This is a genomic window from Gordonia sp. w5E2 (genome assembly GCF_036540975.1).
Classification (GTDB): Bacteria; Actinomycetota; Actinomycetes; order Mycobacteriales; family Mycobacteriaceae; genus Gordonia; species Gordonia jacobaea.
The window spans coordinates 4,328,928-4,341,921 of record NZ_CP144213.1; the positions used below are offsets into that span (position 1 = coordinate 4,328,928).

General features: G+C 64.7%; 13 protein-coding genes. 9 read left to right on the plus strand and 4 right to left on the minus strand.

What is annotated here, in order from left to right; genetic code table 11:
* Nucleotides 1-22 precede the first annotated feature (22 nt).
* The 4 genes from RND64_RS19570 (at nt 23) to RND64_RS19585 (ending at nt 3,855) form a co-directional block, all read left to right on the plus strand.
* Nucleotides 23-991: a serine hydrolase gene (locus RND64_RS19570; RefSeq protein WP_049700028.1), complete on the plus strand. Its 969-nt coding sequence runs from the start codon at nt 23-25 to the stop codon at nt 989-991.
* The gene (locus RND64_RS19575; RefSeq protein ID WP_049700029.1) at nt 988-1,467 is read left to right on the plus strand and encodes an ArsR/SmtB family transcription factor; all 480 of its coding nucleotides are present in this window, start codon (nt 988-990) and stop codon (nt 1,465-1,467) included. The genes RND64_RS19570 and RND64_RS19575 overlap by 4 nt, the downstream gene beginning before the upstream one ends.
* Before the next feature lie 43 nt (nt 1,468-1,510).
* Entirely contained in the window at nt 1,511-2,521 is a 1,011-nt protein-coding gene (locus RND64_RS19580; RefSeq protein ID WP_049700030.1) for an acrylyl-CoA reductase family protein, read from the plus strand.
* 89 nt (nt 2,522-2,610) lie between these two features.
* Complete coding sequence (locus RND64_RS19585; RefSeq protein ID WP_049700031.1) at nt 2,611-3,855, plus strand: APC family permease; 1,245 nt, start codon at nt 2,611-2,613, stop codon at nt 3,853-3,855.
* Here RND64_RS19585 and RND64_RS19590 read toward each other — a convergent pair.
* Nucleotides 3,818-5,125: a cytochrome P450 gene (locus RND64_RS19590; protein WP_235434418.1), complete on the minus strand. Its 1,308-nt coding sequence runs from the start codon at nt 5,123-5,125 to the stop codon at nt 3,818-3,820. The two genes, RND64_RS19585 and RND64_RS19590, sit on opposite strands and share 38 nt — an antisense overlap.
* A 112-nt stretch (nt 5,126-5,237) precedes the next feature.
* Between RND64_RS19590 and RND64_RS19595 the strand changes: the two genes are divergently transcribed.
* Nucleotides 5,238-5,918, plus strand: coding sequence for a response regulator transcription factor (locus tag RND64_RS19595; RefSeq protein ID WP_049700032.1), 681 nt, complete (start codon nt 5,238-5,240; stop codon nt 5,916-5,918).
* Here RND64_RS19595 and RND64_RS19600 read toward each other — a convergent pair.
* On the minus strand, nt 5,835-7,340 hold the full coding sequence (locus RND64_RS19600) for a sensor histidine kinase (protein WP_049700033.1): 1,506 nt from the start codon (nt 7,338-7,340) through the stop codon (nt 5,835-5,837). The two genes, RND64_RS19595 and RND64_RS19600, sit on opposite strands and share 84 nt — an antisense overlap.
* A 154-nt stretch (nt 7,341-7,494) precedes the next feature.
* On the opposite strand from RND64_RS19600, the gene RND64_RS19605 reads away from it, so the two are divergent.
* The 4 genes from RND64_RS19605 to RND64_RS19620 are packed head-to-tail and all read left to right on the plus strand — an operon-like array spanning nt 7,495 to nt 11,874.
* Entirely contained in the window at nt 7,495-9,168 is a 1,674-nt protein-coding gene (locus RND64_RS19605; RefSeq protein WP_049700034.1) for a thiamine pyrophosphate-binding protein, read from the plus strand.
* Between the two features lie 2 nt (nt 9,169-9,170).
* A complete protein-coding gene (locus tag RND64_RS19610) occupies nt 9,171-9,836 on the plus strand; it encodes a hypothetical protein (RefSeq protein WP_049700035.1) in 666 nt (221 codons plus the stop codon).
* A complete protein-coding gene (locus RND64_RS19615) occupies nt 9,833-10,867 on the plus strand; it encodes a 3-oxoacyl-ACP synthase III family protein (protein WP_049700036.1) in 1,035 nt (344 codons plus the stop codon). Before RND64_RS19610 ends, RND64_RS19615 begins: the two co-directional genes overlap by 4 nt.
* Nucleotides 10,867-11,874: a pyridoxal phosphate-dependent aminotransferase gene (locus RND64_RS19620; protein ID WP_049700037.1), complete on the plus strand. Its 1,008-nt coding sequence runs from the start codon at nt 10,867-10,869 to the stop codon at nt 11,872-11,874. The genes RND64_RS19615 and RND64_RS19620 overlap by 1 nt, the downstream gene beginning before the upstream one ends.
* A gap of 22 nt (nt 11,875-11,896) precedes the next feature.
* On the opposite strand, the gene RND64_RS19625 is transcribed toward RND64_RS19620, so the two are convergent.
* Nucleotides 11,897-12,421 carry a DsbA family protein gene (locus RND64_RS19625; RefSeq protein ID WP_049700038.1) on the minus strand — a complete coding sequence of 175 codons (525 nt, stop codon included), beginning with the start codon at nt 12,419-12,421 and terminating at the stop codon, nt 11,897-11,899.
* A gap of 10 nt (nt 12,422-12,431) precedes the next feature.
* Entirely contained in the window at nt 12,432-12,929 is a 498-nt protein-coding gene (locus RND64_RS19630) for a redoxin domain-containing protein (protein WP_049700039.1), read from the minus strand.
* Nucleotides 12,930-12,994: the final 65 nt, after the last annotated feature.

Here is a 12,994-nt window from a genome sequence, read left to right on the forward strand (position 1 = left end):
CTTACGAACTTGAGGAGTTCCGATGCGCCACGCTTGCTACCTCGCATTCGTGCTGGCCGTAGCCGTGGGTCTCTTCACCCCCGCGTACGCCCCCGCCGCACCCCCTTCCGCAGCCTCGATGTGTGCTCAACCCGCACAGCCGAACGTCACCACCGTGCCCGGCTGGATCGGGTACCTCGCCGCCCATCGCAGCAACTACGCGCTGAGTGTGCGACCGCTCGACGGCGACCCGATCACGCACAACGCCGACGTTCCGTTCCCCGCGGCGTCGTCGATCAAACTCATCCATCTCGCGGCGTATTCGCGGGCGGTTGCCGACGGCCGGCTCGACCCGGAAGCGCGTGTCCCCGTCACGGATTGGCAGCGCTGGTACATCCCGCTCGACGGCGGAGCGCACGTTCGAGCGCTCGAGTACCTAGGTATTCCCGCACGCAAGGGCATCCCGCTCGACCTCTCGGCCACGGTGACCTACCGCCAACTCGCCGACGTGATGATCCGCTTCTCCGACTCCGCAGCCCCCGACCTGCTTCGTAACACGCTGGGCGACAACGCTTTACGTGACGTCATGGTGCGCTACGGATTCACCGGACAGGTACCGGGCCTCTTCGACACGTACCTCGCTATCGCCAATCCTCTTCGACCACAGACTGATTCGTATCTCGAGGCGACATCGAATGCGCTCAACGCGCTGATGACGAGCCTTGCCGACGGCTCGTTCGGGCCCGGTGCAGAGCTTGCGCGCCGCCATCTCGAATACCAGGGACCGATGCCCGACGGCTCGGTGCTCGGATTCAAGGGCGGCAGCCTCCCCGGAGTGATCACCGAGGTCTTCGAATACCGCACGCCCGACGGCAGGATCGGGACCGGCACGCTGATGGTCCGCGGCGTCTCCCAGCGCGACGCCGCGGCCGACAAGTTCACCCACCAGAAACTGCTCCTCGCAGCCATCACCGATCGCGACGTCGGACACGCGCTACGGTGCTTGGGGTGAGCAGTGATCCGTCCGACGACCTCGCAGCCCGAGTCGCACGCCTCGAAGCGGCGGTCTTCGCCGCGGGCGACCGCGTGGACAGCGAACCGGACTCGGCCACTGAGGGCCGGTCGGGCATGCTCGAATACTCGGGCAGCGTCGATTTCACCGGACCTGTCACCTGGAATATCGCCTATTCGGCCGACGCGACGCTCGATCTCGCGCCGGAGACGACCGCGAACGTGTTCGCCGCGCTCGGCCATCCCGCACGCGTCGAGATCGTGCGCCTTCTGGCACGCGGCAACGCCTCGGTCGCACATCTGCAGGAGTCAGGCGACTTCGGAACATCGGGTCAGCTTTACCACCACCTGAAGATCCTGACCGCGGCGTCGATCGTCACCAAAGTCGGTCGCAACGACTACGGAATCGCCCCGACGCACCTGGTCCCGGTGCTGATCTGTCTGCTCGCCGCAGGCGACATCGGAGGAATGCTCTGACCTACGCTGGATTTCGACGACCCATGACGATCCGAGGAGCACAATGACGCGCACCCTGCCCGATCAGTTCACCGTCCTGATGGCACGCGAGTCCGACGGCGAAATCACCTTGGCAAGCGAGCAACTCGACGCCACCCAACTGCCTGACGGCGAGGTGACGATCGCGGTCGACTACTCCGGCGTGAATTACAAGGACGCACTCGCTGTCACACCGCGCGGCGGCGTGGTGCGCGACTACCCCATCGTGCCGGGGATCGACCTCGCCGGCGAGGTAGTCGCATCGTCGACACTCGACTTCGCCCCCGGCGATCGCGTTGTGGCACATGGCGGTCCGATCGGAACCGCACAACACGGCGGTTATGCCGCCTACGCACGGGTCCCTGCCGCGCAGGTCGTACGACTCGACACCCTCTCGACGCGCGAAGCCGCCGCCATCGGCACTGCGGGCTTCACCGCGGCACTGAGTGTCGTCGCGCTTCTCGACCGCGGGCTCACCCCGGACGACGGCCCCGTGGTGGTCACCGGAGCCAGTGGCGGAGTCGGCTCGGTGAGCGTCGATCTCCTCAGCGCACTCGGTTTCGACGTCACCGCGTCGAGTGGAAAGTCCGACGCCGCAGCGCTATTGACCGAGCTCGGCGCGACGTCGGTTGTCGGCCGACTCGTCGACGACGACACCAAGGTTCGTCCGCTCGGGAAATCGCAGTGGGCGGGCGCAGTCGATTGTGTCGGCGGCAAGACGCTCGCCTACGTGTTGTCGACGATGAACCACAGCGGGTCGGTCGCTGCGAGCGGTCTCACCGGTGGCGCCGACCTCCCGACAACAGTCATGCCCTTCATCCTGCGCGGCGTGGCACTCCTCGGAATCGACTCGGTGTCCATCGGACCCGAGCTTCGCCGGTCGGTCTGGGCACGCCTCGAAACCGACTTGCGCCCAGCCCATCTCGATCGACTCATCACCGAGATCGGAGTCGATGATCTCGACGGCTCGCTCGCCGAGATACGGGCGGGCCGAACGACGGGACGAACCGTAGTGCCTATCAGCGCTCAGAGCTGAGCTGCAGCGGCGGCGGCTGTCGAAGAGCACGCCACCTGCCATTCACCTTTCGGTGAGAATCTCGACCATGCTCAGACCACGATCGACCCATGACTGAACCGTCGCTGCACCGCAGGCTCGGCATGTCCGACGCCGTGATCATCGGCCTCGGCTCGATGCTCGGCGCCGGGATCTTCGTTGCGCTGACGCCCGCGGCCGCCGCAGCCGGATCGGCGCTGCTGATCGGGCTGGTCATCGCCGCTGTTGTGGCCTACTGCAACGCGATGTCGTCGGCGCGACTTGCGGCCATCTACCCGGTCTCCGGTGGGACGTACGTCTACGGCCGCGAGCGGCTCGGCGACTTCTGGGGCTATCTCGCCGGGTGGGCGTTCGTTGTCGGCAAGACAGCGTCGTGCGCCGCAATGGCGCTGACCGTCGGATTGTATGCCTGGCCTGCGCACGCACACGTGGTGGCAGTCGCCGCTGTTGTCGCGCTCACCGCGGTGAACTACGTCGGAGTGCAGAAGTCGGCGTGGCTGACACGCGCGATCGTCGCCGTGGTGCTGATGGTGCTCACCGTGGTCGTCGTGACGACGCTCGCGTCCGACGCGGGCAGCGTCGACTCACTCGAGGTCGGCTCGGATGCACGAGTCACCGGAATACTGCAGTCCGCGGGCATCCTGTTCTTCGCCTTCGCCGGCTACGCGCGCATCGCGACCCTCGGCGAGGAGGTGCGGGAGCCGACACGCATCATTCCTCGCGCGATCCTCGTCGCGTTGGGGATCGCACTGGTCGTCTACGCGACCGTCGCAGCCACCGCTCTCTGGGCGCTCGGCGCATCGGGACTTGCCACGGCGACGGCGCCACTGGCCGCAATGACGCAGGCCGCAGGCGCGGGCTGGCTGACTCCTGTCGTTCGGATCGGCGCCGCTGTCGCAGCGCTCGGTTCACTGCTCGCGCTGATCCTCGGCGTCTCCAGGACGACGTTGGCCATGTCGCGCGACGGACACCTGCCACGAACGTTGGCGGAGGTTCACCCCCGCTTCGGCGTGCCGCATCACGCCGAACTCGCCGTCGGTGCGGTTGTCGCTGTCGTCGCCGCGACCGCAGATGTCCGTGGCGCCATCGGATTCTCGTCGTTCGGAGTCCTGCTGTACTACGCGATCGCGAACGCGTCGGCCATGACACTTTCTCGCGTGGAGCGGCGCCCACCGTTCATCGTCTGCGCCGTCGGCCTCGTCGGCTGCGTAGTCCTCGCGTGCACACTCCCCCGCGCCTCGGTGATCTCGGGCGTCGTGGTCATCGTCATCGGTATCGCTATCTACGCGTGTCGCATCGCTCTCGCGCGTCGGTGACCGCGGCACTGAAACCCACATTGGCTGTTAGAGCGACGTCACGACGCTCGTAGTCGTCGGAGCCGACCGTCCAGTCGAGCCGTCGAATCATATGGTGAATCATCGTCGCCGCCTCCAGGTACGAGAAGTTCATGCCGATGCACTGGTGCGCACCACCGCCGAACGGCGCCCATGCCAACCGATGCCGTCGCTCCGCGTTCTCCGGCATGAACCGCTCGGGATCGAAATCATCTGGGCGCGGCCATATTTCGGGTATCCGGTGATTGCTCGCGCTGACCGCGATGACAAATGCGCCCTTCGGGATGAAGTGGCCGCCAATCGAAGTGTCCGCAATCGCCGCACGGGGGATCACCGGTACCGGCGGGCGCAACCGCAGCGACTCCTTGAACACCGCCTGATAGACGTCGGACTCCTTCAACTCCGCTGCTGACGGCGCTTCACCCAGACGTTGCGCCTCGTCGACGACGCGCGCACGCCACCGTGCGTCACGTCCCAGCCGATAGGCCATTGACGTCATCGCTATGGTGGCGGTGTCGTGAGCGGCGAACAGCATGAATCGCATGTGGTCGACGACCTGTTGGTCGGAGAGCTGCGAGCCGTCGTCGCCGCGTGCATGGCACAGTGCCGACATCAGGTCCGGGCCGTCGGCGCCGCGCCGCGCGGGCAGAAGATCGCTGAAGAACTCGTCGACGACGCCGCGCGCCCGATGTCCACGCGCCCACATGGTGCCCGGGATTCGAAACCGAACCAGCGCACTGCCCGCCTCGATGAGATCGACGAACGCCGCGTTCATCCGATCGGCGTCGTCGCGCGAAAGCTTCTCTCCGACAAACAGTTCCAACGCGACGTCGAGTGCCATCGCTTTGAGTTCGGTACGCATGTCGACGTCCGGTCCGCGAGTGAATCGCGTCGCGGCCTCAGCGGCAAGGGAATTGAGCTGATCCTGGTAGCCGGCCAGGCGGTCGGCGGTGAAGGCCGCCTGCATTATTCGACGATGCTTGCGATGTTCGTCGGTGTCCATCAGCAGGATTCCGCGTTCGAAGAGGGTCCCGAGGGCGAATCCGTATACCGGCTCGTTGCGAAACGCGCGGTCGGCGTCGCGAACCAACTCGCCGAGTGCCTCGGGGCCCTGCACGATCACGATGTTGCGTCCGAGCACCGTGATGAAGGCGATGTCGCCGTAGTCGGCGCGAAGATTCTCTGCGAACTGTGCCGGGTCGGCCCGCAGCCGCAGCGCGGACTGCAGCGGAAGGGTTCGTGGTCCACGCACCGGGAGTAGGGTCGAATTGTTACGTGGTCGGGTCAGTGTGCGGTGACGCATCGGGGTCCTTTCTGATGGCGACGCCGGGAGCCGCGGTGCCTGAGCATCGGGGAGAAGGGCGATGTCCGACGTGCGTGTGTTGGTGGTGGACGACGACGTGCGGGCGGCCGAAACCATTCGTCGAGTGTTGGTCAGCGACGGGTGGAACGTGTCAGTCCTGCACAACGGCGCGCAGGCGCTACAGCGTGCCGTTGACGAGGAATTCGACGCAGTAGTGCTCGACATCATGCTGCCCGGTCTCAACGGCTATGAGGTCGTGCGTGAGTTGCGCAGACGATCGCAGTGGGTGCCGATCGTGATGCTGTCCGCGAAGGACGGCGAGTACGACCAGGCCGAAGCACTCGACTTCGGCGCTGACGACTACCTCGTCAAGCCGTTCTCCGTGGTCGTACTGAAGGCTCATCTACGGGCAGTCGCCAGACGCGGTCAGCGCGAGCGGCCCGCGATACTCTCGGCGGGATCGCTGTGTCTCGATCCCGCCCAACACGTCGTCACGCGTCACGGGGCGCCCATTGCCCTGACTCCCCGCGAGTACGCGGTACTCGAACTGCTGTTGCGCAACCAGGGGCAGGTGATGTCGAAACATGCCATTCTCCAATCGGTGTGGGACGAGAACTACGACGGCGACCCGAACATCGTCGAGGTCTACATCGCCTATCTACGTAAGCGCATCGACGCCCCGTTCGGGATCGCCTCCATCCAGACGATCCGGGGCGCCGGGTACCGTTTGATCGCGCTCTGAACGGCTCCTGGATTCCTCGGAACCATCGGACGAGTTCCCGAGTGGCAGGACAAGTTCGAACGTAGCGCCGCCGTGACTGCCGTCGACAACTGAGACCGACCCACCGTGCGCCTGCGCGATCTCGTAAGCGATCGCCAGGCCGAGACCGGCTCCCGACGAGTCGCGCTGACGATCGACGTCGAGTCGCGAGAATCTGTCGAATATCACCGACCGCCTGTCGTCGGGAATGCCGGGCCCGTCATCGCTCACCGCGATGACGGCGTTCGATCGATCAGCTCGCAGTGAGACCCAGACCGCCGAGTCACAGTGCCTGGTGGCGTTGTCGACGAGGTTGCGCACCGCGCGTCGAATCATCTCGCGGTCACCGGAAACCCGAACGGGCACAACGTGTGCGGTCACCTTGGCCGCCTCCATCGCGCGTAACCGTGCGACCTCCTCGACGACGACGTCGTCGAGGTCCACATCGCCCGCCACGACGGTCAACCCCTGTTCATCGGCGCGTGCCAGCAAGAGCAGATCTTCTGCCATGGCCTGCATTCGACGCGCCTCGGGCAGGAGGATGGTGCGGACGGTCTCCACATCGATCGGCGTCGATGTGTCGTCGGCAAGGTCGAGCAACCCGACAAGGGTGGTGAGCGGGCTTCGTAACTCGTGCGACGCGTCGCCGATGAACCGCAGTTGCGATTCCCGCCCGCGTTGGAGTCGCCCGAGCATGCTGTTGACGGTGACCGCGAGTGTGCGGATCTCGTCGTCTGCGGTCGGCACGGGAACCCGCTGTTCGAGCTCGGTCGAGGTGATCTCATTGGCCTGCTTGGTGATACGCGAGACGGGCCGAAGCGACCGACCGACGAGCAGGTAGACCGCACCTGCCCCGAGTGCCACGATGATCGGCAGTTCGATCGCCATGAGCGTCGCGGTGGTCCATTCACTGCTCCTTATGCCCGTCGCCTTGTCGAGCGCGAGGATCGTGTACTCACGGTCGGCGTGGTACGCGGTGTTCACCGATGCGCAGAACTCGTCTCCATACCCGGGGACGTTCACGTGGTCGGCGTAGCGCACCTTCGATTCGTCAGCATTCGAGTCATCCGCGACCCGGATCGCCGTACGTGGTGCGCCAGGCGACGCGGCCACCACAACTCCCCGATCGTCGACGACCTGCGTGATGTCGATTCCCGCTCCGGGAGTCAGGTCGTCGGGATCGACCGCCGACACGCCACCACGGTTGACCGCGGTAGCGATCTGATACGCCTGACGCCCCGTCGCTCGATACATCTGCGCTGTGTTCTCCCGATGCAGCATAAGGAGCATCACCGCGCCACTGATGGCCAATGCGACGACAAGTACAAAAGCCGACACGATCGTGAGTTGCCTTCGCACGCCGTAGCCGCCTACTCGTCTACGAATACGGGTGCGTACGTTCACGAGCTCATCCAATGGCCAAAGCTGTATCGATACCACGGTCGCCCACCGGAAAGTGACCAATGAGCTGTGGTCGTCGAGTGTATGCCGTTCGCGGCGGGAGCAACAGGTACCCGGTTTCAGCCAACCTTCAGGTGCCTGCGGGCACTCTTGCGACATGTCCAGCCGACGGAGCGTCGCTCTGCATCTCCTCGAAAGTGCGCGTCGACGTGGTATCTCCCACGCGTTCGGCGTACACGGGGCCAACATCGAAGACATCTACGACGCCGCGTCCCGGCTCGGAATGCCTGCTGTGGTGGCTAAACACGAATTCGCAGCAGGCGCAATGGCAGACGGTCTTGCTCGGATGACGAACGGGCCGGCATTGGTACTCACAACCTCGGGCGGCGGAGCGATGAATGTCGTTCCTGCGCTTGCCGAATCGTACGACAGCAGGGTTCCGGTACTCGCCGTCATCGGCGCTGCGCCCTTGTCGCTGACCACGCGGGGCGCATTCCAAGACATGCTCGACCCGCCCGATACGATCGACGTCGTCGGCCTCCTCAAGTCAGTGACCGGCCACGTCGAGTTGGTCGCAGACGCGAGCGAGCTCGAACCCGCGTTGAAGTCCGTGTTCGCCACTCTCGATCGCGGACTACCTGCTGCACTTGTGATCCCCAAAGATGTTCAATCACAGACGATCTGGGACACAGGAGTAGACGAGAACCACGAACCGGCAACACACTCGACGGCCAGGAGTCCCACCGCGATCACGGAGACTGCCGGCCGACTCGCCGACGCCGTCGGGCGTGGCGAGCGGATCTGCCTTTGGATCGGAGACGAGGCCTCCCGAACCCGCGCCGGAACGGCGTTACGCCGCATCGCGTCTCGCCTTGGTGCGAGTGTCGTGGCCGCACCGGGAGGTGCCGACGCACTCGAGAACATCGACGGTCATGCCGGCATCACCGGCGTTATGGGGCACCCGTCGGCACACGCCGAACTGGTGGCCGCGTCGATCTGCGTCAGCATCGGATGCCGGATGACAGCGACCGATCGGGGCGGGTTCGACGCAGATCTTGCGGACACCGAGATCATTCACATCGGCATCAACGACGCCAGACCGCAACGCGGACCGTCGATCCTTGTCGACTCGCTGCCCAGTGCGCTCCGACTTCTCGATGAGTCACTCGCCGCACTTGGACTGCCACAGGGCGCGGTGCCGACCATCGACATCGATTACCTCGACACACCGGCGCTCCCGCACTCTGCGTTTCCGAGCTTACGCCAGATCATGAACACCGTCTCACCACACCTTCGCAGTGGCACAAGAGTTTTCGCCGACGCAGGCAACGTCGGCGCCGCAGCGATCCACTATCTCACTCCGATCAGCGACGGGAGATTCACCGTGGCCCTCGGTATGGGTGGCATGGGATACGCGATCGCGGCAGGAATCGGAGCAGCGATCGGCTCCGCCGATCAAGGGAGGGTGGTGATCGTCGCGGGAGATGGAGCATTCTTCATGCACGGCATGGAATTTCACACCGCCCTCGAATACGACGCTCCTGTCACCCTCGTCATCCTCAACAACGACGCACACGGCATGTGCGTCACCCGAGAACACCTCTTCTTCCCGGAGGCCGCCAGCGTCAATCGCTTCCGGCCGACGGACATCGCGGGCGGCTTGGCCGCCATGTTCGGCACTCGCACCGAGGTGCGTCATCCTGCTTCTCTCAGCGATCTCGACTCCGCGTGTGCCGACTTGTTCGCGGATACCGGACCGAACGTCATCGTCGTCGACTGCGATCCGGACGAAGTGCCACCATTCCAACCGTTTCTGCCGAAGGGACCATAGTCATGACCATCGAGACCACACCGCTGGCCGACCTCGGCCGGCAGGCCGACGAGCTCGACGGGTTGACCCGCATCGAGACCCACCCGCGACAGACCGCCACACCGATCATTCTCGACATGCTGCGATCGGTCTATCCGCACGACCAGATCTTCGGCGACTTCTGTCCGGTGCAGGGTTACGTCAACGCGCCGCCCCGCGAACTGTACGAATGGCTTTCCGACACACGGTCTCTCGAGGAGTGGACCTACAGCCTCCGCGGATTCACGCCGACCGACGAGCCGGGACTGTGGTTGGCGTCGGACAGATTGGGCGACGCCACCGACATCTACACACGTACGGTCGCCAATCCCGACGCGATGACCGTCGACTATCACTGCGCGTGGGATCAGGGCAAACACCTGTGGATGATCTACCTGATGCGCGTCGTCGACGCGCAGGTCGTGCTCGACAAGCCGGGGTCGGTGGTGTTGTGGACCAATTGTCGACATCCCTTCTATGAGCGAAATCCGTACCCAGAGACAGCACCGGCCGACCGTCCGGTCTGGGTCGGCGACTTCTGGGACATGTTCGCCGCAGGTCACCAGCTCGAACTGAACAATCTCACCGCGATCGCCGAGTATCGCCACGCCAACAATTTGCCCCTTACGCCCGATTGGATGCGCTCATGAACAACCCGACTGCGCCCGCCGTCGTCCTCGCAGACGTTGCGGGGTATCTGCCCGAGAATCGCGTTCCCGCTTCCTATTTCAGCCAGTTCGCCGAGAACGACGACCTCGCCGACAACATCATGTTCTCGGCGCCCGCATTCCGACATCACGCAGCCGAAGGCGAGACGTCGGCCGACATGATGGTTTCTGCCGCAAGAACTCTCACGGAGCGGCATGGCGACGACTACCTCGATGACGTCACGGTTGTCCTGACGCACAGCCAACTTCCCGAGGTACCGGTCCGCGGATGTGGTGGCGAGCTCGCCGATCGTCTCGGTCTGCGGCCCACCACGGTTCTCGACGTCCACAACGGCGGCTGCGCCGCGTTCATCCACATGCTTGATCTAGCGGCTGCGCTGCTCGTAGCGGCGGGTGGCGGCAAGGCGTTGTTGGGACTGGCGCAGAACAGCGCATCCCAGATCTTCACCCAGGAGCAGGTTCGCGGCAAGGCACAGGCTGCGATCCCCGGCGACGGCGCGGCAGCGGCCGTGGTAAGCCTCGACGGTCCGGCAGGTTCCCCGGTCCTCGGACTGGTCACCCATTCTTACGGCGAGTACTCGGCCGACATGACATCGGTGGCAGAACCCGACCGTCGATACTGGGAAGCGGGCACGGGAGAAATCCACATCGGCTTCACCGAAGCGAAGATCACCAAGGTTCTCGCGCGCGGCAATCGCATGGTTCCTGCTGCTGCCATCGAGGTGGCCGACTCGATCGACATCCGGCCGTCCGAACTCGACTGGTTCATCACCAACCAGCCGAATCGCATCTTTCTACGCAACTGGCGCGATGCGCTCGAGTTGCCCGAGCAACGACACCCGGACACCTTCGACGAGTGCGGAAACCTGTTCGGCGTCGGGCTTCCGATCACTCTGGACACGGCGGTGTCCGACGGGCGCATCCAGCCCGGTGACGTTGTCATGATGTCGGCGTTCGCCCACGCCGGAGACTTCGCGGGAGCGGCGGCGATTCGTTGGTCGGATCGTCACTAGTGGTTACCGACAACATGATTCGACTCAACCTGAACGAGTCGGCCTATCCGCCACTGCCCGCGGTCGCCGAAGTTCTCCATCAACAGGTGCTGTCGGCACACCGCTACCCGGAGTTCACTCCGCACGGTTCCCGTCGCGTCATCGCACATCATCTGGGAGTGTCCGACGACATGGTCACCGTCGGCGCTGGAGCAACCGGGGTCATCCTCCAGGCACTGCAGGCAGCTCTCGACCAATACCACGGCGTCGCGCCCGAACTGGTGACCGCGACCCCGACATTCGACGGGTTTCCGATCCTCGCACAGTTGCTGCGCATGGACTTTCGCGGTGTGCCGCTTGATCGCGGCGGAGGGGTCGACCTCGACGCGCTGCGCACCTCCGTCACCGCGTCGACCGTCGCCGTGATCGTCTGCTCCCCACACAACCCGACAGGCACGATCGTCGACGAACGCGAACTACATGCGTTTCTGACTTCACTACCCGACCACGTGACGGCCATCCTCGATCAGGCCTACATCGAGTTCAGTACTGCCGCACCAGATCTGCACCGGCTGATCGCACGGCATCCCCGATTGGTGGTCGTCCGAACCTTCAGCAAGGCACACGGTCTCGCGGCTCTGCGGGTTGGTTACGGCGTCGGTGACGAGCGGCTGATGTCTGGCATCCGTCGATTCGAGATTCCGTTTGCGGTGAGTGCGCCTGCCCAAGCGGCGGTGCCGGTGGCGTTGGCCGCGACGACAGCGCTCGCGCACCGCGTCGAGGCCATGCGCGCCGCGCGTGATCGGCTGTCCGCGCAACTGCACGCGATAGGCGCGTCGACCATCGCGGGTGAGGGCAACTTCGTCTATCTGCCCGGCGCGGACGGAGTGGCGCTCGGCTCGCTGCTCGGCACATGCGGCGTTGCGGTGAAGACAGTTCCCGGTCACGGCGTCCGGATCACCGTCGGCGACACCTTCAGCAACGCGCGTGTACTCGCCGCGTTGCGCGCGACGGCAGCAACTGCCTGAGCGAGCAACTGCCTGGGCGGTGTCAGCGTCCCGACGCGAAGATCTGCTCGAGCACTTCGGGGAGTTCGGTGAAGGGTCCCGGAAAGAACTGCTCGTTGATGAAGAAGGCGGGCGTGCCGTTGACGCCGCTGCGGAGCCCACTGTTGATCTGACCCTGGATGCGATCACCGAACTGCTGCGCACTCACTGCGGCCTCAGCTGCGGCAGGGTCTAGTCCGAGACTCGTCGCCAACTCGCGATAGAAGCTCTCGCCGAGCTGATCCTGATTCTCATACAACGCGTCGTGCGCCTCCCAGAACTTGCCCTGGTCGCCCGCGTATTCGGCGAACTCCGCCGCTGCGAGTGCCTGCGGGTGGATCTCGGGGATCGGGAAGTTGCGAAAGACGAATCGCAGCGAGTCGGGATAGCTGCGCTGGAGTTGCTTCACGATCGGATAGGCCTGCCCGCAATAGGAACACTGATAGTCGCCGTACTCGACGAGTGTGAGAGCAGCGTCGGACGGTCCTTGAACGTAGTCGTCGGATCCCACGGGTTGGGTCAGCGGCATGGTCGACTCCTCACGCGTTCTTGTTCTTGAGGGCTTCGAGGGCGTCGAGCACCCCGTTCACACCCGGGTTGATGGCCATCGGCGACAGGTAGCTCCACGAGATGACGCCGTCCGCGTCGACGACGAACAGAGCGCGCTTGGAGCAGCCGGCCTGTTCGTCGTATGCGCCGTACTCCTTGGAGACCGCGCCCTTGGGGTTGTAGTCAGCAAGGAGGTCGTAGCCGAGCTTGCGCGACTCCTTGAACGCCTGGTGACTCCACGCGCTGTCGACCGAGATGCCGAGGAGAACCGCGCCGTACTCCTGTAGCAGCGGCAGCGACTGGTTGAAGACGGCGAGTTCGTCGCCGCATACCTGACTCCAGTCGGCGGGATAGAACACGAGGACAACGGGATTGCCCTTGAGTTCAGAGAGGCTCAGCGATTGATCGGGCGTCGCCTTGAGGGTGAAATCGGGCGCGGTGGTACCGGCCTCAAGGATGCTGTCTGGTGCGGTGCTTGTGTCGGCCATACTCCGATCGTTGCACGCAAAAGGGGGTCACCGCACTGAAAGCCCGGCGACTTCTGCGTACTGAC